Below are 24157 nucleotides of genomic sequence, written 5' to 3'. Positions count from 1 at the left end.
CCACGTGTGAAAAATACATCAAAGACGTTTCCATAAACAGCATTACCTGTTCTATGTTCTTTGGGTATAATCTCAGCTTTTTACAGCACCCCTTTTTCTTGAGTGCAAATGTATAAAATTTTTATAAATTTCTAAAAATACCGAAAAGAATTGCGATGAAGAACAAAATTAGTATTGTTTTCTTGCCGATGAGAAACTGTCTTAGTTTAGCGAATTTTTCTTGAAAAAAACTGGTAAAGAAAATCAATGAAAAATAAGGAATTGCGATTAGTACAAGTGCATTTTGGCGAAACGCTTCTTTGAAGTTCAGATGTAAAATTTCGTGAAATGCTCTTTGTGAACCACAACCTGAACACTGGAAACCCGTAATCTTATAAAAAGGACAAGAAATAAAAAAATACTCTTGTTCATAAGGATTTAGAAAAAAATAATAACCTGTTATAAGCAGTATTATAACTACAAAAATCCATTTTTTTTCACCCTTGTACATAAAACAAATGTAATTCTAAACTTTATATTTTACAAGATTGATTTAAATAATATGCTTCATCTATAAAATTTTAAAAAAAGATATCCTCTGCAAATTAAATTTTCTTACTTTTGAGCATCATTATAAAAAGATTGATGATTATAAAAATTTTAACTACTAAAGTACAGTAAATCATCTAATTATTAAGTTTAAAAAGACTTCAAAAATTATGAATATTTATCAGGATTACATCCAGGAAATCGAAGAAAGAAAAGCACAGGGGCTTCACCCAAAACCTATTGACAGTGCAGAATTACTAAGCGCAATTATTGAGCAAATTAAAGATACAGCAAATGAGTACAGAGCTGATTCTCTACAATTTTTCATCTATAACATTTTACCAGGCACAACTAGTGCAGCTGGTGTAAAAGCTAAGTTTTTAAAGGAAATAATCCTTGGTGAATCTGTGGTTGAAGAAATTACTCCAACTTTCGCTTTTGAATTGCTATCTCACATGAAAGGAGGTCCTTCTATCGAAGTTCTTCTTGATTTGGCTTTAGGAAATGATGAAGCTATTGCAAAACAAGCCGCTGAAGTTCTTAAAACTCAGGTTTTCTTATATGATGCTGATACAGCACGTTTAAAAGAAGCTTATGAAACGGGAAATGTAATCGCTAAAGATATTTTGGAAAGCTATGCAAAAGCAGAGTTTTTCACTAAACTTCCAGAAGTTCCAGAAGAAATTAAAGTTGTGACTTATATCGCTGCAGAAGGTGATATTTCAACTGATTTATTATCTCCGGGAAATCAGGCACACTCTCGTTCAGACCGTGAATTACACGGAAAATGTATGATGTCTCCTGCTCAACAGGAAGAAATAAAAGCTTTACAAGCTCAACATCCTGATGCAAGTGTAATGCTTATTGCAGAAAAAGGAACAATGGGAGTTGGTTCTTCTCGTATGTCTGGGGTAAACAACGTTGCACTTTGGACTGGTAAACAAGCAAGTCCTTACGTACCATTCGTAAACATCGCTCCAATTGTAGCTGGAACTAATGGAATTTCTCCAATTTTCTTAACTACAGTTGATGTAACTGGAGGTATTGGAATAGACCTTCAAAACTGGGTGAAAAAAGTTGACGAAAACGGAAACCCTGTTCGTAATGAAAATGGTGATATTGTTTTAGAAGAAAAATATTCCGTTGCTACAGGAACTGTTTTAACCATCAATACCAAAGAAAAGAAATTATATAACGGAGAAACTGAATTGAAAGATATTTCAAAATCATTTACTCCTCAAAAATTAGAATTTATTAGAGCTGGTGGTTCTTATGCTATCGTTTTTGGTAAAAAAATCCAAACATTTGCTGCAAAAACTTTAGGAATTACTGCTCCAACGGTTTTTGCACCTTCTAAAGAAATTTCTATCGAAGGACAAGGACTTACCGCTGTTGAAAAAATCTTCAACAGAAATGCAGTGGGTGTTCCTGAAGGTAAATTATTACACGCAGGTTCTGATGTAAGAGTTGAAGTAAATATCGTTGGTTCTCAAGACACTACAGGTTTAATGACCGCTCAAGAACTAGAATCTATGGCAGCAACGGTGATTTCTCCAATTGTAGATGGAGCGTATCAGTCAGGTTGTCACACCGCTTCAGTTTGGGATAAAAAAGCGCAGGCTAATATTCCTAAATTAATGAAATTTATGAATGATTTCGGGGTAATCACAGCTCGTGACCCGAAAGGTGAATATCACGCAATGACAGATGTTATTCATAAAGTTCTTAACGATATTACAGTAGACGAATGGGCAATCATCATCGGAGGAGATTCTCACACAAGAATGTCTAAAGGTGTGGCTTTCGGCGCTGACTCTGGAACGGTAGCTTTGGCTTTGGCAACAGGTGAGGCTTCAATGCCAATTCCTGAATCTGTAAAAGTGACTTTCAAAGGCGAAATGAAAAAGCACATGGATTTCCGTGATGTAGTTCATGCAACTCAGGCTCAGATGTTGAAGCAATTTGACGGAGAAAACGTTTTCCAAGGTAGAATTATTGAAGTTCACATTGGAACACTTCCTGCCGACCAAGCATTTACCTTCACAGACTGGACTGCAGAAATGAAAGCGAAAGCTTCAATTTGTATCTCAGAAGATGACACTTTGATTGAATCATTGGAAATTGCAAAAAGCAGAATCCAGATTATGATTGATAAAGGAATGGACAATAAAAATCACGTTCTACAAGGATTAATCAATAAAGCAAATAAGAGAATTGAGGAAATCAGAACAGGAGACAAACCTGCTTTAACTCCAGATGCTAATGCTAAATATTACGCTGAAGTTGTGGTAGATTTAGATCAAATCGTTGAACCAATGATTGCAGACCCAGATGTAAACAACGACGATGTTTCTAAAAGATATACGCACGACACCATCAGAGATCTAACGTATTACGGAGGTGAGAAAAAAGTTGACCTTGGTTTCGTAGGTTCTTGTATGGTTCACAAAGGTGACCTTAAAATCGTTTCTCAAATGCTTAAAAACCTTGAAAAACAAAATGGTAAAGTAGAATTCCAAGCGCCATTGGTTGTAGCCGCTCCTACTTATAACATCATCGATGAATTAAAAGCTGAAGGCGATTGGGAATTATTAGAAAAATATTCAGGTTTTGAATTTAACGATGCAGCTCCAAAAGGCGAAGCTCGTACACAGTATGAAAATATGATGTACTTAGAGCGTCCAGGTTGTAATCTTTGCATGGGTAACCAAGAAAAAGCGGAAAAAGGAGACACTGTTTTGGCAACTTCCACCCGTCTTTTCCAAGGAAGAGTAGTAGAAGATTCTGATCGTAAAAAAGGAGAATCTCTATTGGCTTCTACTCCAGTCGTAGTATTGTCGGCAATCTTAGGTCGTATTCCAAGTATTGACGAGTACAAAACAGCTGTTGAAGGAATCAACTTAACGACTTTCGTTCCGTCTATTAAAGAACTGGTAACTGTTGGCCATTTTTAATACATTGTAAACTAAAGTCGAAAGGCTTTTAAATACAAAATGGAAGATTTCTTGAGAAGTCTTCCAATTTTTTTTATCCTAAAATATTACATTTCATAAAATAATATTAATTTTAGCCTTACATAAAATTCAATTTCAAATGTGAATTAATAGCTATTAAAAATTCAAAACATAGACTATTTTAATATCTTATCAATCCTGTAGGAATAGAATTTGATGGAGAATAATAACATCATTATCCTGTCATTTGATTCCCAAATGCAAACTTTAAACAAAAAATAAATAGATATGACATTCGACATTAACATGATCAAAAAAGTGTATGAGCGCTACCCTGAAAGAATTGCTGCAGCAAGACAAGTAGTACAAAAACCTCTTACACTCGCTGAAAAAATTCTTTACGCTCACCTTTGGCAAGGTAATGCTACAGAAGCTTACGAAAGAGGAAATTCTTATGTAGATTTCGCTCCGGATAGAGTTGCAATGCAAGATGCAACTGCGCAAATGGCGCTTTTACAGTTTATGCAAGCAGGAAAAGCTAAAGTTGCCGTTCCTTCTACAGTTCACGCTGATCACTTAATTCAAGCTAAAATTGGAGCTGATAAAGATTTACAAGAAGCACTGAATAAAAATAACGAAGTTTTCAACTTCCTTTCTTCTATTTGTAACAAATATGGTATCGGCTTCTGGAAACCAGGCGCTGGTATTATTCACCAAGTAGTTTTAGAAAATTATGCTTTCCCTGGTGGAATGATGATTGGTACCGACTCTCACACTGTAAATGCAGGTGGATTAGGAATGGTAGCAATTGGAGTTGGAGGAGCTGATGCAGTAGACGTAATGGCTGGAATGGCTTGGGAACTTAAAATGCCTAAACTAATTGGTGTAAAACTTACTGGTAAGCTAAACGGTTGGACTTCAGCTAAAGACGTAATCCTAAAAGTAGCAGGAATTCTTACTGTAAAAGGTGGAACTGGTGCTATTGTAGAATATTTTGGAGAAGGAGCGGTATCTCTTTCTGCAACAGGAAAAGGAACTATCTGTAACATGGGTGCAGAAATTGGCGCTACCACTTCTACTTTCGGTTATGATGATTCTATGAGAAGATATCTTGCTGCAACAGGAAGACAAGAAGTAGTAGATGCTGCTGATAAAATCGCTGAACATTTAACTGGTGATGCTGAAGTGTACGCAGAACCAGAAAAATATTTCGACCAAGTAATTGAAATTAACCTTTCTGAATTAACACCTCATCTTAATGGTCCTTTTACTCCAGACTTAGCAACTCCAGTTGCTGAAATGAGAGATAAAGCTATTGCAAATGACTGGCCTCTAGATATAGAATGGGCTTTAATTGGTTCTTGTACCAACTCATCATACGAAGATTTATCTAGAGCCGCTTCTATTGTAGAAGACGCTGTAGCAAAAGGGGTAAAACCAAAAGCTATTTTAGGAATTAACCCAGGTTCTGAACAGGTAAGATATACTGCAGAAAGAGACGGATTAATTGATACTTTCAAAAAATTTGAAAATTCTAGAATCTTTACCAACGCTTGTGGACCTTGTATCGGACAATGGGATAGAGAAGGCGCTGAAAAACAAGAGAAAAACTCTATTATTCACTCTTTCAACAGAAACTTTGCAAAAAGAGCAGATGGTAACCCAAATACTCACGCTTTCGTAGCTTCTCCTGAAATGGTAGCTGCTGTTGCAATTTCTGGAAGATTAGACTTCAACCCAATTACAGATACATTAACCAACCAAAATGGTGAACAAGTAAAACTAGACGAACCTAAAGGTTCTGAACTTCCAGCAAAAGGATTTGACGTAGAAGATAACGGCTACCAAGCTCCTGCGGAAGACGGTTCTGCTGTTCAAGTAATTGTTTCTCCTACTTCAGATAGATTACAGTTATTAGAACCTTTCCAACCTTGGGATGGTAAAAATATTACAGGTGCTAAACTCCTCATCAAAGCTGAAGGAAAATGTACTACTGACCATATTTCTATGGCTGGTCCTTGGTTAAAATACAGAGGTCACTTAGATAACATTTCTAACAATATGTTGATTGGTGCTGTTAACTTTTTTAACAAAGAAACGAACAGAGTTAAAAACCAATTAACTGGAGAATACGGTGAAGTTCCTGCAGTACAAAGAGCTTACAAAGCTGCTAGTGTTCCTTCAATTGTAGTAGGAGACCAAAACTACGGAGAAGGTTCTTCAAGAGAGCACGCTGCAATGGAACCAAGACATCTGGGCGTGAAAGCCGTTTTGGTAAAATCTTTCGCGAGAATTCACGAAACGAACCTTAAGAAACAAGGTATGCTTGCATTAACTTTCGTAAATGCTGAGGATTATGATAAAATCCAAGAAGATGATACTTTTGATTTCTTAAATCTAGAAGGTTTCGCACCGAATACTCCACTTCAAATTCAGATTACACATAAAGATGGTACTACTGAAACTATCTTAGCAAACCACACTTATAACGAACAACAAATTGGTTGGTTCAAAGCAGGTTCTGCGCTTAATCTAATTGCTGAAGAAGCTAAAAAAGCATAAGCTTTTTTTCATAAATACTAAAAAACCACTCGAAAATTCGGGTGGTTTTTATTTTGCAATATTTTTGATTTATATAAAATTAAAAATTTTCTTCGCAAGCACGCCAAACGGCATCATTCTGAGGAACTGGCGCCGTAATTTCTATATTTTCTTTCGTTACCGGGTGAATAAATTCTAATTTTCTAGCATGTAAATGAATACCTCCATCAGGATTAGAACGTGGCGAACCATATTTTAAATCTCCTTTTATGGGCGTTCCGTTTTTAGATAATTGTGCTCTGATTTGGTGATGTCTTCCTGTTTCTAAATCAATCTCGAGGAGAAGATAATTGTCTAGCGCTTTGATAAGATTATAAGTAAGAATCGCTTCCTTTGCACCTTCAGTTGGTTTTGGGAAAACAATTGCTTTGTTATTTTTCTCATTTTTTTTGAGATAATGAACCAATCTTTGAGAAGGCGGAATCATTTCCTTGGCTACAACTGCCCAATATGTTTTCTTAATTTCACGGTTTTTTACCATTTGTGTAAGACGAGAAAGCGCTTTAGAAGTTTTGGCATAGATTACTAAACCAGAAGTTGGCCTATCAATTCTATGAACCAAACCTAGGTAAACATTTCCGGGTTTATTATCTCTTATTTTAATGAAATTTTTAATGGATTCTAAAAGAGATTCGTCGCCAGTTTTATCACCTTGCACCAATTGCCCAACTTTTTTATTGATGACAAGAAGGTGATTGTCTTCGTAGAGGATTTGAGAAGCGATATTTGAATTCGAGTTTTGCATTATTCTTTTTGAGTGATAGAATATTGATAATCATATATTCCATCATTATGAAAATTACTAATTTCTTTAGCTGTTAATTTAGCTGACAAAAGTCGGAAATTTTCTTTAGAAAAAACATATACTTCATCAGCAATTAATTGATAATGTTTCTTTTCCTTTTCCACATCTTGGTTAAATCTAAAGATATTATAGTCGTCATCTTCGGCTTTATTTTTATCAAACTCGTTTTTGACATTGATTTTCAAGTCTTTTTCTTCACTCAAAACAGACAAAACCACTTTAAAAGGCTTGCTTTTTATTCCAAATGGAAAATTATTTCTTCTGGCAAAAAGAGTATTCACCGAATTTTTATTTTCTATGCCAAAATATCTTGAGAAAATAATTATATCTTCTTCTATGCTAGAAATTACACCTTCTGGATATCTTTTAACCTTTTCAAAAATATTTTTATCTTTTTTGCTCAACTGTTTTTCTTGTTCTGCAATGTTTTTCAAGAGATTTTCTCTTACTTGAGACAGATTATTTATTTTTTTATAAGCACCTAAAGAATCTGTTCTAAAGTAAACGGACACCTGATTTCGGTAAGCTACTTTATTGCAACCACAATCGTTTTTCTCATCTTTTATTCCTTCATGCAGATGTTCATAATTGATGATTTTCCAACTGAAAATTTTATCATTTCCATCATTAAAAAGATAAGTCACTTCTACATCTTGATTCACTGTAAATGGAGCGTGATATGATTTACCTTTTGGTGATTTAAGAGAAGATGCCGAAGAAATGTGATACTGGTAAACTTGATTTTTGGGTAAATCTGGAGTGATAAATTTCTTTTCCTGAGAGAAAACACAAAAAGAAATTAACGTGAACAATAAAGAAAGTTTTTTCATGGTTTTAATTTTCCATAAAAATAAAAAAAGTTGAGCAAAAAACTCAACTTTTTATTTATCTAGTAACTTTCGTTCTTATTCGGGAAGGAAACGTCTTTCACATCTTTTACATACTGCGAAACAGCACCTGTAATTTCTGTATAAAGGTCTAAATATCTTCTTAAAAATTTCGGCGAAAATCCTTTATTCATTCCCACCATATCATGATAAACCAGAACTTGACCGTCACAATCTGGTCCAGCTCCAATTCCTATCGTTGGAATAGAAATACTTTCTGAAACTTTCTTCGCCAAGTCAGCAGGAATTTTTTCTAAAACTAAAGCAAAACAACCCAGTTCTTCTAAAATTTTAGCGTCTTTTATTAGTTTTTCGGCTTCTGCATCTTCTTTAGCACGAACTTTATAAGTTCCAAATTGATAAATAGATTGTGGTGTTAAACCTAAATGTCCCATTACTGGAATTCCAGCATTGATTAATCTAGAAACAGAATCTGCGATTTCTTCGCCACCTTCTATTTTAACAGCATGAGCTCCAGATTCTTTCATCATTCTTACCCCAGATTCCAACGCTTTTTGCGGATCTGACTGATACGTTCCGAATGGTAAATCTGCAACTACTAATGCTCTATCTACTCCTCTTACTACGCACTGAGCATGATAAATCATTTGATCTAAAGTAATGGGCAAAGTAGTTTCGTGACCTGCCATTACATTCGCCGCCGAATCTCCAATTAAAATAGCATCTACTCCACCTGCATCTACCATTTTGGCAGTGGTATAATCATAAGCAGTAAGCATTGTGATTTTTTCCTTATCGAATTTCATTTTTCGTAAGGTTTCGGTCGTTACTTTTTTAATTTCGGAATGTACTGACATGGGAATAAATTTTAAAGAGTAAAAGTATAAAAAAATGCCGACTCGCGGTCGACATTTTTAATTTTTATAAAACTACGTGTCCTAATTTTCTTAGTTTTTCGTGGTTTAAGATTTTTAAGTTTCTTCCTTCCACTTCTATGTAGTTGTCTTGTTTAAATTCTGAGATTAATCTTATGGCACTTTCTGTAGCAGTTCCGATTAAGTTAGCAATTTCTTCTCTTGTTAAAGAAATTTTGATAAAACCTTCTGGGTCTGTTCCTAATTTCTGCTCTAGAAGAAGAAGCACTTCTGCTAATCTTTCTCTTACTGTTTTTTGAGCCAAGAAAGTTACCGTATTAGAACTTTCGCCCAATTCGAAAGAGATTTTCTGAAGCATTGCAAAAGACAACTGAGGGTCTACTTCTAACAAATGAAGAAATACATCCGCAGGAATATAAGTAGCTTGTAAATCGCTCATCGCTTCAGCAGTTGCTTGATAAGCTTCACCAATTAACAATGCTCTATAACCAATAATATCACCTTCTTTGATGAATCTTAAGATTTGTTCTTTTCTATTAAAACCTAGTTTATAAAGTTTTGCTGTACCACTTTCTATAAAAAAAACACCTTCTACATTTCTTCCTTCCTCGAAAAGAGATTCTCCTTTATTAAAGAAAAGAGTTTGCTTAGCATTGATATATTTAGTGTAATCTTCTTTAGATAGAATTTCCTTAAAAGCCTTGTCATTAAAAACACTTAGAAACTTGTTTTCAATAAAAATTTGTTTTTCTAAAGACATAGATGAATTTTTATGATTTTCGTCAGCAAAATTATCATTTTTTTCTTATTAATCATAAAGAATTTTTGTATTATTTTTGCACATTTAACAAAAGCAGATGGCAGAAAATTGTTTCCATTGTGGACAAGAAATAGATAAAGATAGAATTTTCTTCGATGAGAAGGCATTTTGTTGTAACGGATGCAAATCTGTTTATGAAATTCTTAATGCAAATAATCTCGGAAATTTTTATGAATTAAATAAAAATTCTGGAATTAGACCAGACGAAAATCTTTCTCAATTTGATTATTTAGACACTCCAGAAATTTTCGAAAAAGTAGTAGATTTTTCTGAAGGGAATACCAGTGTAGTCACCTTTAAAATCCCTGTGATTCACTGTAGCTCTTGTATTTGGTTATTAGAGAGTTTACAAGATTTAAATACGAATATTAGATATTCTCAGGTAAATTTCACCAAGAAAACACTACAGGTTTCTTTCAACCAAAATGAATTACCTCTGAGTGAACTGGCAAAATTCTTGACGAATCTTGGTTATAAACCTGTGATTTCATTAGAAACTGCAGACAAAAAAGAAGCCGCAGTAGACAGAAGCCTCACGATAAAAGTGGCAGTTGCAGGATTTGCATTCGGAAATGCGATGATGTTTGCGTTCCCAGAATATTTAAACACGGGTTCTTCCGTAGATTTCTGGTTAGAAGAGTTTGCGCCGTTTTTCAGATTTTTAACATTCTTACTTTCCATTCCAGTGGTAGTGTACTCTGCATCAGATTATTACAAATCTGCATGGTTTGGTTTGAAAAATAAAATTGTAAATATAGACGTCCCGATTGTCTTAGGAATTCTGGTTTTATTCTTTAGAAGTGTCTACGAAATCGCGACCAATTACGGTCCTGGATATTTTGATACGCTTTGTGGGTTGTTATTCTTCATGTTGTTGGGTAAAATTTTTCAAAAGAGAACTTATTCTGCACTTTCGTATGATAGAGATTACAAATCTTTTTATCCAATTGCAGTAACCAAAGTAGATTTTGGGGGACAACAACAAAATATTTTACTTTCTGACATTAAAGTTGGCGATAGAATTTTAGTAAGAAACCAAGAAATTATTCCTGTAGATGCGGTTTTAATTAATGGCGAAGGAAATATAGACAATAGTTTCATTACTGGTGAAAGTGCTACGATTACCAAAAATCCTGGCGATAAAATTTTTGCAGGAGGGAAACAAATTGGTTCTATCCTAGAACTAGAAGTCATCAAAACCGTCAACCAAAGTTATTTAACTCAACTTTGGAATAAAGAAGCCTTCAGAAAAGAAGAATTAGGACTCGATACTTTGGTGAATGAAATTTCAAAATATTTCACTTTTATTATTTTAGGAATTACGCTTCTTGCTGGAATTTATTGGTATCAAATAGATTTTGAAAAAATGTTCCAAGTGGTTTCTGCGATTTTGATTGTTGCCTGTCCATGTGCATTGGCGCTTTCTACTCCATTTACGATGGGACATATCATGAGAATTTTGGGCAGAAATAAAATGTATGTGAAAGATGCTCACACCATTGAAAAAATGGCAAAAATTGATGCTTTGGTTTTTGACAAAACGGGAACAATTACTTATAACAAAAAAGCCAACATCAGTTTTGAAGGTCAAGAAATCGCTGAATTTGATTTAAAAAACATAAAATCTTTACTCAAAAATTCTAACCATCCGCTTTCTAAATCGCTTTACGAATTTTTAGAAGTAGAAGATGAATATTTACCGATTGAAAACTTCAAAGAAACCGCCGGAAAAGGTTACGAAGCCACAGTAAGAGGAAAAGTTTACAAAATTGGTTCTGCAAAATTCACTCATCAAGAAGCTAAATCACTAGAAACTGCCGTTTACATAGAAAGAGATGGTGAGTTTTTAGGAAAATACATCTTCAAAAATGAATACAGAGATGGTTTAGCTGAAATGGCAAAAGAACTGAAAGATTATAAAATCCATGTATTAAGTGGAGATAATTCTTCAGAAGAGCAAACACTTAAAAATCTTATTCCAAATATCACTGAAATGAGATTTAGTCAATCTCCGGAAGATAAGTTAGAGTATATCAAATCTTTACAAGATCAAGGGAAAAAAGTAGCGATGCTTGGAGATGGATTAAATGATGCAGGTGCGCTGAAACAAAGTAACATAGGAATTGCGATTGCAGATGACACCAATTCTTTCACTCCAAGTTCAGATGTCATCATGAACGGAGGTGTTTTGACAAAGTTGCATGACTATTTTGCACTCACAAAAGATGCTATGATCATTGTAAAATTAACATTTGGGGTTAGTTTTCTATATAATGTGGTAGGTTTAACTGCAGCAGTTCTCGGTGAAATGTCTCCTTTGTTTGCTGCAATTTTGATGCCTTTAAGCTCGATAAGTGTAGTTGCATTTACCTCATTATCAACATGGTTAAGATCAAGAAAATACTTCAAATTTTAATAATAAGATAAAAAAAATCTTATTTAGAATATTTTAAAATTAACGTTTTTTTAACAGACCATGATGAAAGTCATTAAAAAACATTAATTTTGAAGCGCAAAATCCTTTTATATTTGTAAAATCGTGGAAATTCTCTATTTAATGATCATCTGCAGTGTCTCAATCGCTGTAATTTTTCTAATAGTCTTTATTATTAGTGCCAAGAATGGTCAGTTTGACGATGACGAATCTCACGCAGTAAGAATTTTATTAGAAGACAAAAAAACAGATATAGAAGAAGAAAAATCTGAAGAAAAAAATTAAAATTAAAGTGATTAGTTAATATGGAAACACAAAAGTTTAGTTATGACAATGGCATTGTGCGTGCGTTTCTTTACGCTACAATAGTCTGGGGAGTACTTGGTTTTACATTTGGTGTAACTGTTGCATCAATGTTATTTTATCCAGAGTTACCAGAATACCTTTTTGGAACAGATGACCCTACAATTGCAAGTTTAAGAAGTGGAGACATTCAAGGACTTGTAAGTACTAATGGTGCGTTTGGATTTGGCAGATGGAGAATGTTGCACACCAGTACAGTTATTTTTGCATTTGTAGGTAATGGATTCTTTGCAGGTGCTTATTATTCTTTACAAAGATTATTAAAGGCAAGAATGTTTAGTGACGTCCTTTCTTGGATTAATTTCTGGGGATGGCAATTAATAATTGTTACAGTAGCAATTACCTTTCTAATGGGTATAAATACTTCTAAAGAATATGCAGAACATGAATGGCCAATTGACATTATGATTGCTATTATTTGGATTGTAATGGGTATTAATATGTTTGGTACTATTGCCAAGAGAAGAGTAAGACACCTATATGTTGCTATATGGTTTTACATTGCAACATGGGTAGGTATTACGATGCTACACGTATTCAATAATCTAGAAGTTCCTTTATCATTTGCAGGATGGAAATCTTATTCAGCTTATGCTGGTGTAAAAGATGCTTTAGTACAATGGTGGTATGGTCACAATGCGGTAGCATTCTTCCTAACAACTCCAGTACTTGGTTTAATGTATTACTTTATGCCAAAAGCAGCTGATAGACCTGTGTTTTCTTATAAACTTTCTATCATCCACTTCTGGTCATTAATATTTGTTTACATTTGGGCTGGTCCTCACCACTTGTTATACACAGCAATTCCAGGTTGGGCACAAGCTTTAGGTACTACGTTCTCTATTGCTCTTATTGCTCCATCTTGGGGAGGTATGCTTAATGGTTTATTAACCTTAAGAGGAGCTTGGGATAAAGTAAGAGAAAATCCTGTTCTTAAATTCTTCGTGGTTGCAGTTACTTGTTATGGTATGGCTACTTTCGAAGGGCCGCTTTTAGCAACAAAAACATTAAATAAAATTGGTCACTTTACAGATTGGGTAATTGGACACGTTCACGTAGGTGCATTAGGATGGAATGGTTTCATGGCATTTGGTATGATTTATTATTTACTACCAATTATGTGGAGAACAAAATTGTGGTCTGTAAAATTAGCAAATTGGCATTTCTGGTTAGGTACTTTAGGTATTATTTTCTACGCAGTACCAATGTATATTTCAGGATTTACACAAGGTCTAATGTGGAAACAATTTAATCCAGATGGAACTTTAGTATATAAAAACTTTTTAGATACTGTTACGGCAATTATTCCTTACTATCAAATGAGATTTTTTGGTGGGTTATTATATCTTACTGGCTCTATTCTTATGGTTATTAATGTTATTGCTACTGTAAGACAAGGTTCATTCGAAAAAGAAGTTCCAGTAGAAGCTCCTGCATTAGCTAAAATTTCTGACGCTAGAAAAGAAGGAGAAGGAAAACACCTTTGGTTAGAAAGAATGCCGTTATACTTTTCTGTTTTATCAGCAATTGCTTTAGCAATTGGTGGTATGGTAGAAATTATTCCTACACTTACTGTAAAAGATAATGTTCCTACCATTGCATCTGTAAAACCTTATTCTCCACTAGAATTAGAAGGTAGAGACTTATACATTAGAGAAGGCTGTAATGCGTGCCACACTCAAATGATTAGACCATTTAGAGATGAGGTTGTACGTTACAATGGTAAAAACGGTCAATACTCTAAAGCTGGTGAATTTGTTTTTGATAGACCTTTCTTATGGGGTTCTAGAAGAACTGGGCCAGACTTACACAGAGAAGGTGGTAAAAACCCAGATACTTGGCATTTCAAACACATGTTAAACCCAAGAGTTACATCTCCAGGTTCTATCATGCCAAGATATCCATGGTTAATCTATAACGAACTAGACAGAACTAAAACTAAGGATAAATTAGTATTATTGAAAAATGTATTTGGTCACCCTTATACAGATGAAGAAATCAATAATGTAGACAAATTAGTAGACGAACAAGCTGCTAAAATTGTAGAAGGAATCTATTCTGGTGATGCTGAAATCAAAAAAGCATTTGATGCTCAAAAAGCTCAGCAAGGTGCAGCATTTGTTCCTGTAGAAAAGAGAGAAATCGTTGCTTTAATTGCTTATTTACAAAGATTAGGTACAGATATTAAAACTACCGAAGTAAAAACAGCAAGCAATAATTAATAATCTAATAAAGGAGTTTTTTCAATATGATACCAAGTAATATTAAAGATATCTTAGCAAATATAGATAATGCAGGATTCTATCAAACATTGTCTATGATTATCTTTATTATATTTTTCATAAGCACCGTGTTATACGTTCTTTCTAGACCGAAAAAACACTACAGCGAAGTTGAAAAAGCTCCTTTAGAAGATGATCATAACAATTAAAAGTTCTAAAAAACAAGAGTCATGAAACATAGAACACCCGTACTTGTAAACATAGTAGCAATATTATTTATCTTAGTATTTTTATTCTACATGTTTATACAAAATACCTCTTTCTTATCTTCTCCTTATTTCTGGGGAACTATCGTAATAGGTATTGTTTTAGCATACATTTTCAATGCAATCGGTGCATTAGCTGAAAACGAAAGATTTAAGCAAATGACCGATGAAGAAAAAGCAACTTTCTTAAAAGAAAAAGAAATACCATATTTCAAAAGAGTATATGATAGTGCTTTCAAAAAACAATCAGATGTTGAAGAAAAAGACATTCTTATTGACCACGGTTTTGATGGCATCAAAGAATTAGATAATCAATTACCAAAATGGTGGTTAGGTCTATTTTACTTTGGCGTAATTTATGCAGTAGTTTATTTAATTGCATACTCAGTTTCAGATTTTGCTCACCCAGACAAAGAATATGAAGCAGAGCACAAACAGCAATTAGCTGATATCGCTGCTTATGATGCGGTTACTCCTAAAGCAACTATCGAAACCGCAAAATACAATGCAGATAATATTGCAGAAGGAGAACAAATCTTCAAGACCAACTGCGTATCTTGTCACAGTGAAGGTGGAAAAGGAGGAATTGGACCAAACTTAACAGATGATTTCTGGATCAACCAACCAGAAAAATCATTATTCAAAAATGTATTTAACATGGTAGAAAATGGTAGTCCAAATAATCCTGCAATGCAAGCTTTCGGTAAAAATGGAGTTCTTAACGGTAACGACATCGAAAAAGTAGCTGCATACATCTACCACATTAACCAAGAAATGCCAGATGCTGCTGGTGGAGCTGCTCCACAAGGAACCAAGGCAAATTGGGAAAAATAAAATTAAAAAATTATATTTGTTATAAAAGAAAATATGAAAAGTTAGTTTTTATAATAAATAACATACAAAAATGGCTAATAAAGAAGAACAATTTGGCGCTGGTCAAGTAATTCATGCAGAAACCTTCAGAGATTCTGTAGCAACTATAGAACAAACAGGTTCTAGAAAATGGGTATATCCTAAAAAACCAAAAGGGAAATTTACCAATTACAGAGATATTGTCACGTTCATTTTATTAGCCATTTTCTTTATTACTCCATTTCTTAAAATAAATGGAAATGCAATGCTCAAAATAAATATTATCGATAGAGAATTTTTTATTTTCGGGCAACCATTCTATCCGCAAGACTTCTTTATTCTTGCATTAGGAGCAATTACTTCTCTTGTATTCATTATTCTCTTTACCGTAATTTTCGGAAGAATTTTCTGTGGATGGATTTGTCCTCAAACTATTTTTATGGAAGGAGTTTTCCGTAAAATAGAATTTTGGATTGAAGGAGATAGAAACAAACAAATTAGATTAGCCAGTCAACCTTGGAATGCAGAAAAAATCTGGAAAAAAGGATTGAAATGGTCTGTATATGTAGTCATTTCCCTTATTATTACGCATTGGATGTTTATGTACATCGTAGGTGTAGAAGATACGCTTAAAATTATGAAAGGCGGTCCTGTAGAATACCCTACGAATTTCATTGTAATGGTAATTTTCACAGGATTATTTTACTTCGTTTTTGCTTGGTTCAGAGAGCAAGTTTGTACACTTGTTTGTCCTTATGGTAGATTACAAGGGGTATTGATTGACAAAGAAACCGTAAACGTTTTCTATGATTATAAAAGAGGAGAAAACAGAGCAAAATGGAGAAAAGGTGAAGACAGAAAAGCCGAGGGAAAAGGAGATTGTATCGATTGTAATCAGTGCGTAGTCGTTTGTCCTACTGGTATCGACATCAGAAATGGTCAACAGCTAGAATGTATCAACTGTACCATGTGTATTGATGCTTGTGATGAGGTAATGATCAAAACAGGTTTACCTACAGGTCTTATTCGTTATGCTACAGAAGACGAAATCGAAAAAGAAGAAAAATTCAAATTTACAAATAGAATGAAAGCATACTCGCTTGTTCTATTAGCATTAGTAGGTATTTTAGGCTATTTATTAAACAACAGAGGTGGTTTAGAAGCTAAATTCATCAAACCAGCGGGAAGTTCTTTCTATGTGAAAGACGGAAAAATTAATAATACCTACAATTACACCTTCCTAAACAAAACTAATGATGATAAACTTGTTACCATAAAAGTAATTGAACCAAAACATGGTGAAGTTATTTTCAGTGGAAACAGTACTATCGCTCTAAAACGTGACAAAATCACCAAAGGAACTGTAAATGTAAGTTTCCCAGAAAAAGAAGTGAACCAACCAAAATTAATTGTTACTTTTGGCGTTTATGATTCTAAAGGAAAACTTTTAGACACTTTCGAAACTAATTTTGAAGGGCCATTTAAGTTACAATTCTAATTTTTTAAAAAATATTTTTAATGAAATTCACTTGGGGACATGGTATAGTAGTCGCTTTAGGACTTTTTATATCCTTTATTTTGTATTTAATTTTCATTTTTCCAATTGGTAAACAGAATTCCGAATTGGTTACCGAAAATTATTATGAAGACGAATTATCTTATCAAAAAGTGATAGATGCTAAAAATAATGCCGCAACCTTAACTGCAAAACCTCAATATGCACAGTTGCCTTACGGAATTAGAATTGCTTTCCCTAAAGATATCAACAATGAAAATGCTAAAATAGAATACTATTTATACAGAACCAATGACAAAACCCAAGACAAAACAGGTTCTGTGCAACTAGATGCTGATAATAGCTTTTTAATCCCTAAGAATTTTATGATTCCTGGTTCATATACACTAAAAGTTTTGTGGACCAAAGATGGAAAAGATTACCAAGTAGATTATGATGTAGAATGGAAATAACCCTTATTTTAGCGGCACTAGGTTTAGGTTTTGCAAGCGGATTCCACTGTATAGGAATGTGCGGTCCCATTGCGCTTTCGCTAGGATTGTCTAAAAAACAACAAGTTAATTTCCATCTTCAAAATCTTACTTATCAATTCGGGAGAATTCTCACTTATTCTATTTTAGGAGCCATTGTAGGAATTGTAGGCGAAGGTTTTCAGCTCGCAGGAATTCAGCAATACATCAGCATTTTTGCAGGAGTTTTATTGATGATTATGGCACTTTTCTCTTTCGGAGGAGATTTCGCATCTAAAATTCCAGCCATCAATAATGCTTTACTCAAAGTTAAAATCAATCTCGGAAAATTTTTACAAAAATCTGATTATTCCTCTCGATTTTTAACAGGATTATTAAACGGACTTCTTCCTTGCGGAATGGTTTATATGGCACTTACAGCAAGTTTAGCAGCAGGCGGAATTTGGCAAAGCGCAAGTTTTATGGCCATTTTCGGTTTGGGAACATTTCCGTTCATGTTTGCCACTGTTCTTTTCGGAAATCTAATTAACACGGCTCTTAGAAACAAAATTCTTAAGATTGTACCGATTATTATGCTCATTTTAGGAGGTTTATTCATTCTAAGAGGTCTAGAATTAGGTATTCCTTACATCTCTCCTAAAAAGGAAGCTTTGAAGGTAGAAAAGAAAATGAACTCAGAGAAAACTTCAGACGAAAACTGTCACTAAATTTTCTTACTTTTAGCTCAGAATTTTAAAATCAAATCTATGCTTAAAAAATTTACTTTTTGGCTAATTCCTCTATTGGCCATTATTCTCCAAGCTTGTGCTGTAGATTCTGTTACCACTTATCATCAAGATAAAACCACTAGCGTTCTCATGAACATTGACATGAAAGACTTACTTGCGATGGCAAAAAACATGGGTGGTGATTCTGCAAATTCTGATAATAAATTTAAAGATTTCGAAATGTACCCTAGAGATTGGAAAAACATGTACGAAATCATGCAAGAAGATTCAGAAAAAAAGGGAATCCCGATGACGAAAGACAAAGACAGCATTCAGTTAATCAAAAAAATGTTTGTAAAATCTAATTTTGAAAATAATGAAATGACGGGAATTGCTTTTAAAATGGATAGATTAACTCCAGAAGAAATCAAAAATTTCTCTAGAACATCTAAAAAAAACAATTTTATAAGCGCCACAAGTTCTGACAACACCATTTGGGACGGAAAAACATTAACATTAGATACAGAATATTTTAATCCTCAAACTTTTTCTGAAACCTTAAAAAAAGAAATGACTTTAGAAGCTAAAACGGATTCAGCTAAAGCAGAAGCAGAATCTGCACTTGCTATGATGAAGATGTTTAATACTAAATTCAACAACAAAATTAAGTTTGAAACCAAAATAAAATCCATCCAAGGAAAACACGATTGGGTAAAGAAAATAGACGATTATACCATTGATATGTCTTTCTCTTTTGAACAACTTCTTGACGAAAGTTTAAAACTCAACGAAAAGGACAAAAAAATAATCATCATTACAGAATAAAACAAAAACCACCGAAACTTCGGTGGTTTTTTTATACTGAAAGCTAATTGCTGAATGCAAAAAGCATATTAATCTATCATTTCAAATCTAGCGTATGCCGCTACTTTTTTCGGTAACTTAATTCCGCCTTCTACTTGATTGTTTTCTAACAATGCTGCCATAATTCTTGGTAAAGCCATTGCAGAACCGTTTAATGTATGGGCTAATTGCGTTTTTCCGTCACCTTTGAATCTGCATTTTAAACGATTCGCCTGGAAAGTTTCAAAATTAGAAACCGAAGAAACTTCTAACCATTTTTCTTGAGCTGCACTCCAAACTTCGAAATCATAAGTCATCGCAGAAGTAAAACCTTGGTCTCCACCACACAATCTTAAAATTCTGAAAGGCAATTCCAAATCTTCTAAAATAGATTTTACATGCGCTACCATTTCTTCTAAAGCTGCATAAGAATTTTCAGGCTTTTCAATTCTTACAATTTCTACTTTTTCGAATTGGTGTAATCTGTTCAAACCACGAACATGAGCACCATAACTTCCCGCTTCTCTTCTATAACATTGTGAGAAAGCAGTATTCTTAATTGGCAAATCTTTTTCTTCTAAAATCACATCTCTGTAAATATTCGTTACAGGAACTTCTGCAGTTGGAATTAAATATAAATCATCAATTCCTACGTGATACATTTGACCTTCTTTATCAGGCAATTGTCCGGTTCCATAACCAGAAGCTTCGTTTACAACATGTGGCGGATTTACTTCCAAATAACCAGCATCTGTATTTTTATCTAAGAAATATTGAACCAAAGCTCTTTGCAATCTTGCACCTTTACCTAAATAAACTGGGAAACCAGCACCTGCGATTTTAACTCCGAGTTCAAAATCAATCAAATTATATTTTTTTGCCAATTCCCAATGCGGAATTGCACCTTCTCCCAATCCATGAACTTCGTGAGATTGATAAACGATTTCATTATCATCTGCAGAAACACCAGCTTTAACCAAATGATAAGGAATATTAGGAATTTGGTATAAAATATTAAGCAAAGAAGTTTCAATTTCCGAAAGTTTTGTAGTAAGTTCTTTGGAAGACTCTTTGTATTGAGCAGTTTTAGATTTAGCAGCTTCAGCTTCTTCTTTTTTTCCTTCTTTCATTAAAAGACCTATTTCTTTGGAAATTTTATTGATTTCAGCCAATTGCGAGTCTAATTCTTGTTGTGTTTTTTTACGTTCGTCATCTAATTGGATAGCTTCATCTACCAATTCTAATTGCTTAAAATTTCTTTTTTTAAGACCTTCTAAAACGCGTTCTTTTTCTTCGCGCAAAAAACTTACTTGTAACATCTTATTTGGTTTGAGAGTTAAGATTTGAGTCTGAAATAAAACTCAAATTTTAATGATTTATGCAAATTTACGGAATTATACCGATTAGTAATTTATAATAGTCCAATTAAAATTGTCCTAATAAATAATCTATCGGCATTCTACCAAAATTATTAGATTATTTATCATCGGAATTGGTATCATTTTACGATATGAATGATGTTTGGCTGTCCTTCCACTTTAGAAAACGAAAGTTTATTGTTATACCAAACTTTGGAGACTTGAAACAAGTTAGGAGACCAATTGTACTCTACTTTTACTGTGTCTACATCTGTTACCGTTTCTTTATTTACTATTTTAGAAAGATTGATGTAAAAATCAGACTGATACGTTTTTTGACTTGGCGAAATAGAATCCTTCAAAATTCTAACTGCACCAGTTGTGTAATCTACATAAGCTATCGTGTCTTGGTCTTTTTTGACGGAAATTCCTGTAATATCTTGCAAAGCTCTATCTGCATTTAAATCCTGGGCTCTCACAGCGGTAAAACCTCCAGGAATATTAGTATTGAGCAAATCTTTTCCCGCAGCGTTTTTGATGTAAATATTAAGAACTTGGTCTATTTTCTGCAAGTCACTTTCATCTTCTCCTCTACAAGAGCTAAGAAAAATTAAAATCCCTAAAATGATTAATCTGCTAAACTTCATATTGCAAAGATAATATTTTACAATTTTGGAGCACGATAAACCAAATAAAAATAGCTTATCATTTGAAAAATTCCAATAAAAAATAAATTGATAAAACTTAACCACGCCACTCCTTCTAAACCAAAATTATAGATAATAGGTTTTATTAAAACCAATAAAGTGATGATAGAAATAGATGCCGCCATTAAATTATAACTGGATTTTCCTTTTGAAGCTAATAAATATCCAAATGGTGTTCTCAATAATAAAACACTTATAGAAGCACCAATTAAAATTAGAAAAATCATAGAATTCTGGGCATAATCTTCTCCAAATAATTTCAAAATCAAAGAAGCACCAAAGTAACTTACTGCAAATATTAAAATGGAAATAGGTATCATTAATTTCCAAAAATTAAACAAAAACTGCAATTGAAAGCTGTTGTTTTCATGATTTTCACATAATTTAGGATAAGCTGTTTGAAAAAATAATGCTGCTAAAAAAAATAAATTAAATGGAATAATGGAATAAATTCTATAATGTGCCACAGCAGAATTATCTAGAAAAATCCCAATAAAAAAAACATCTAATAAGAAAATAAGTTCAGAAACTTGATTGGTAAAAGCCATTGTAACACAAAATTTCCAAAAGCTTTTTTCGGTGAAATTTTTAAATAGAGTTCTATCAAATGAAATTTTAAATCGATGAATAAACAAAACCACAAATGGTGATAAACAAAGGCTGAAAATATATCCCTTCACTCCAAAAAAATAAGCTGAAAAAACTGCTGAAACAAGTAACAAAATGTTAGAATATATTTCTATCTGCCCGAATTTTTTATTATCATGTTTTCCTCTCACTTCTGCTTTAGCTTGTTCAAGTAAAAATAGACCAAATAATCTTATAGTAAACAAACTTACAATGAGCAATTGATTCCCATTTCCGAATAGTATGAAAGCCAACACCAACATGATCAAACTCAACAAAACATTGAAAATCAAACCATAAGAAAAAAAATAAGCAATGATTTTTTGTTTTTCATCAGGTTCATTTTCTATAGCTGCGTATCTTAATGCACCATGTGAACTTCCAAAACCCACAAATGGAATGAAAAACCCAAGGTAATTTAAACCATACATAACCCAACCTAAATCTTCTTTGGATAAAATTCTCGCCATAAAAAGCGTCAATAAAAAAGCTGCAATCTTTGATACAAAGAATGATGAAGCTATCCAAATTCCGCTTTGTTTAAAAAAATTAGATAGAAATTTTATCATTTTACAAGGACTTGCTTATAAATTTCAGAAAATTTTTCGGCGATTACGGACTTAGAGAAATTTTCTATTACATATTTTCTTAAACTTTCAGAAGACTCTAATTCTACACTTTTCTCTAAAATATTTTTCATAGCTTCTAATAATTCTTGACCATCTTTTTTCTCTATTAAAACACCTCTTTTTTCATCTAATAATTCAGAAATCCCTCCCACTTTTGTAGCAATAACGGGAATTCCAGAAGCTAAACTTTCTAAAATCACACAAGGTTGATTTTCATAATCACTGTAAAGTATAAAACAATTCGCTGCTTTCATTTTTTCAGAAACTTGTTCTAAATTAAGTGTCCCGAAAGTTTTGATATAACCTTCTGCATTATTCTCGTGAATCATTTTTTGCAAAGGCTTCAAATCGCCATCACCACCAATTTGTAATTCAAAATAGGGATTTATTTGATGTAGATCTATCGCTGTTTTGATGATTTTTTCAGGATTTTTAAGAGCAATAAGATTCGAAATATGTAGAAAAGTGAACTTTTCTGACTTTTCAAATTTTGGCGAAAACAAATCTGTATCTACCACATTTCCTACCACTTTCATAGGAGTATTGATTCCTAACTTCTGCAAACCCGAAATTAAATTTTCGGTAACAGGAAGAATGAAAGATGCTTTTTCCGCAATTTTTTTTGCTAAAAAACGAGCCGATTTAGAAATTTTCACATGATTTTGTTCTTGAAAAACCGACCAATGCTCTGAAATCACAAACGGAATTCCGTATTTTCTTTTCAGGGAGACTGCAAAAAGCATGTTGTTATGAAGTACATTTCCGTGAACCAAATCTGGTTTTTGCATTTTTTTGAAACCCAATTGATAGGCTTTCATTCTTCTCAAAAAATTCTGTAAGGGATTTTTGGAATTTTTGTAGTAAACAATCAACGTTCTGATTCCATTGATCATTTCATCATCAAAAACGAATTTCTCTTTTTGGTTAAAATCACCAATCGCATGAAGAACTTCCACATCATGAAGCAAAGAAACGGCTTCTGCATGGCGCTGCACAAAGTTTCCATTCGTAGGTTCAAGTTTATTAGGAAACCAAGACGAAATGAAGAGAATTTTATGTCGTTTATGAATGTTCAAACATATAGTTTTATACAAATTTAAAGAAAACTTTCTAGGAAATAGATTTTGACTAAAGTCAAATTGAAGTTTGAAATAAAAAAGTCGGACTAAAGTCCGACTCTATTGAATTTTATTTGATAAAACCAGCCCAACTTCGCTTAAAAGGAAGTAAAAAGTCTGATAAATAATTTACGTAAGTGTCTTTAGAAAAATCAAAAACTTCTACTTCTTCTGAAATTTCGCCATTTCTAACCGCAGTTCTAAAATCGGTCAATTTCATGGTTTTTACTTCGCCATTTTCCTTGTAACAAGCTTTCATTCTGTCAAAAATTCCTAATTGGTATTCTTCTTCTATCTCTCTCATTAAACCATTGAGAGAATCCATAGAACAGCCAGAAGCTTGTACTTTTTCTTCGTCTACTGTGATAATAATAAATTGTTTGTGGTCTATTTTAAAAGAAGACGTTAGTCCTTTTCCATGTGCATTCCAAGTAGGAAGAAAATCATACAATTTCTCCGTGATTTCCTTTACTTCTTTAGCAGTTAGCGCTCTAGAAGCAGGATAAATAATGACTTTGAAATCATTTGTTTCTACTATGGTTGATTCTTCTATTTTCATAATTTTAGATATGAGATTTGAGATTTCAGAGGTAAGATTTTAAATTCTGGAAACT

General features: G+C 33.3%; 20 protein-coding genes. 10 read left to right on the top strand and 10 right to left on the bottom strand.

The genetic code is table 11. The features are described from left to right. Nucleotides 1-121 precede the first annotated feature (121 nt). A complete protein-coding gene (locus KKQ76_RS12830; protein WP_213197314.1) occupies nt 122-490 on the bottom strand; it encodes a DUF2752 domain-containing protein in 369 nt (122 codons plus the stop codon). Nucleotides 491-698: 208 nt separating this feature from the next. Between KKQ76_RS12830 and KKQ76_RS11885 the strand changes: the two genes are divergently transcribed. Beyond that, nucleotides 699-3482 carry a bifunctional aconitate hydratase 2/2-methylisocitrate dehydratase gene (locus KKQ76_RS11885; protein ID WP_213197313.1) on the top strand — a complete coding sequence of 928 codons (2784 nt, stop codon included), beginning with the start codon at nt 699-701 and terminating at the stop codon, nt 3480-3482. A gap of 288 nt (nt 3483-3770) precedes the next feature. Further along, nucleotides 3771-6044, top strand: coding sequence for an aconitate hydratase (locus KKQ76_RS11880; protein ID WP_213197312.1), 2274 nt, complete (start codon nt 3771-3773; stop codon nt 6042-6044). Nucleotides 6045-6123: 79 nt separating this feature from the next. Here KKQ76_RS11880 and KKQ76_RS11875 read toward each other — a convergent pair whose 3' ends face one another. The 4 genes from KKQ76_RS11875 to KKQ76_RS11860 form a co-directional block, all read right to left on the bottom strand. After that, nucleotides 6124-6828: an RluA family pseudouridine synthase gene (locus KKQ76_RS11875; protein ID WP_213197311.1), complete on the bottom strand. Its 705-nt coding sequence runs from the start codon at nt 6826-6828 to the stop codon at nt 6124-6126. After that, on the bottom strand, nt 6828-7718 hold the full coding sequence (locus tag KKQ76_RS11870) for a hypothetical protein (RefSeq protein ID WP_213197310.1): 891 nt from the start codon (nt 7716-7718) through the stop codon (nt 6828-6830). The genes KKQ76_RS11875 and KKQ76_RS11870 overlap by 1 nt, the downstream gene beginning before the upstream one ends. A gap of 59 nt (nt 7719-7777) precedes the next feature. Continuing rightward, complete coding sequence (gene panB, locus KKQ76_RS11865; protein WP_069800297.1) at nt 7778-8593, bottom strand: 3-methyl-2-oxobutanoate hydroxymethyltransferase; 816 nt, start codon at nt 8591-8593, stop codon at nt 7778-7780. Between the two features lie 64 nt (nt 8594-8657). Beyond that, entirely contained in the window at nt 8658-9371 is a 714-nt protein-coding gene (locus KKQ76_RS11860) for a Crp/Fnr family transcriptional regulator (RefSeq protein ID WP_074650861.1), read from the bottom strand. Nucleotides 9372-9468: 97 nt separating this feature from the next. Here KKQ76_RS11860 and KKQ76_RS11855 point away from each other — a divergent pair, with 97 nt between their 5' ends. The 8 genes from KKQ76_RS11855 to KKQ76_RS11820 all read left to right on the top strand — a co-directional run bounded on the left by KKQ76_RS11855 (nt 9469) and on the right by KKQ76_RS11820 (nt 19086). Then, complete coding sequence (locus tag KKQ76_RS11855) at nt 9469-11847, top strand: heavy metal translocating P-type ATPase (RefSeq protein ID WP_213197309.1); 2379 nt, start codon at nt 9469-9471, stop codon at nt 11845-11847. Between the two features lie 123 nt (nt 11848-11970). Next, nucleotides 11971-12150 carry a cbb3-type cytochrome oxidase assembly protein CcoS gene (gene ccoS, locus KKQ76_RS11850; protein ID WP_262897644.1) on the top strand — a complete coding sequence of 60 codons (180 nt, stop codon included), beginning with the start codon at nt 11971-11973 and terminating at the stop codon, nt 12148-12150. 20 nt (nt 12151-12170) lie between these two features. Further along, a complete protein-coding gene (gene ccoN / locus KKQ76_RS11845) occupies nt 12171-14450 on the top strand; it encodes a cytochrome-c oxidase, cbb3-type subunit I (protein ID WP_213190400.1) in 2280 nt (759 codons plus the stop codon). 230 nt (nt 14451-14680) lie between these two features. Continuing rightward, the gene (locus KKQ76_RS11840) at nt 14681-15550 is read left to right on the top strand and encodes a cbb3-type cytochrome c oxidase N-terminal domain-containing protein (RefSeq protein ID WP_213197308.1); all 870 of its coding nucleotides are present in this window, start codon (nt 14681-14683) and stop codon (nt 15548-15550) included. 70 nt (nt 15551-15620) lie between these two features. Further along, nucleotides 15621-17066, top strand: a complete 1446-nt coding sequence (gene ccoG, locus KKQ76_RS11835) for a cytochrome c oxidase accessory protein CcoG (protein ID WP_213197307.1) — start codon at nt 15621-15623, stop codon at nt 17064-17066. Nucleotides 17067-17086: 20 nt separating this feature from the next. Further along, the gene (locus KKQ76_RS11830) at nt 17087-17536 is read left to right on the top strand and encodes a FixH family protein (protein ID WP_069800310.1); all 450 of its coding nucleotides are present in this window, start codon (nt 17087-17089) and stop codon (nt 17534-17536) included. Next, a complete protein-coding gene (locus KKQ76_RS11825) occupies nt 17527-18261 on the top strand; it encodes a sulfite exporter TauE/SafE family protein (RefSeq protein WP_104792849.1) in 735 nt (244 codons plus the stop codon). The genes KKQ76_RS11830 and KKQ76_RS11825 overlap by 10 nt, the downstream gene beginning before the upstream one ends. A 39-nt stretch (nt 18262-18300) precedes the next feature. Continuing rightward, nucleotides 18301-19086 carry a hypothetical protein gene (locus KKQ76_RS11820; RefSeq protein ID WP_213197306.1) on the top strand — a complete coding sequence of 262 codons (786 nt, stop codon included), beginning with the start codon at nt 18301-18303 and terminating at the stop codon, nt 19084-19086. A gap of 68 nt (nt 19087-19154) precedes the next feature. Here the strand turns inward: KKQ76_RS11820 and serS are convergent, their stop codons facing one another. From serS to KKQ76_RS11795, 5 genes are all read right to left on the bottom strand, one after another. Beyond that, the gene (gene serS / locus KKQ76_RS11815; RefSeq protein ID WP_213197305.1) at nt 19155-20423 is read right to left on the bottom strand and encodes a serine--tRNA ligase; all 1269 of its coding nucleotides are present in this window, start codon (nt 20421-20423) and stop codon (nt 19155-19157) included. Nucleotides 20424-20602: 179 nt separating this feature from the next. After that, nucleotides 20603-21109, bottom strand: coding sequence for a hypothetical protein (locus tag KKQ76_RS11810; RefSeq protein WP_213197304.1), 507 nt, complete (start codon nt 21107-21109; stop codon nt 20603-20605). Between the two features lie 17 nt (nt 21110-21126). After that, a complete protein-coding gene (locus KKQ76_RS11805) occupies nt 21127-22365 on the bottom strand; it encodes an oligosaccharide flippase family protein (RefSeq protein WP_213197303.1) in 1239 nt (412 codons plus the stop codon). Then, nucleotides 22362-23501, bottom strand: a complete 1140-nt coding sequence (locus KKQ76_RS11800) for a glycosyltransferase (RefSeq protein ID WP_213197302.1) — start codon at nt 23499-23501, stop codon at nt 22362-22364. The genes KKQ76_RS11805 and KKQ76_RS11800 overlap by 4 nt, the downstream gene beginning before the upstream one ends. 112 nt (nt 23502-23613) lie before the next feature. Next, a complete protein-coding gene (locus KKQ76_RS11795) occupies nt 23614-24102 on the bottom strand; it encodes a hypothetical protein (protein WP_213197301.1) in 489 nt (162 codons plus the stop codon). Nucleotides 24103-24157: the final 55 nt, after the last annotated feature.

Origin of the sequence: Cloacibacterium caeni (assembly GCF_907163105.1) — a bacterium.
Classification (GTDB): domain Bacteria; phylum Bacteroidota; class Bacteroidia; order Flavobacteriales; family Weeksellaceae; genus Cloacibacterium; species Cloacibacterium caeni_A.
Note: the sequence above shows the minus strand (reverse complement) of the source record. Positions and strands in the feature narration are given on the sequence as shown.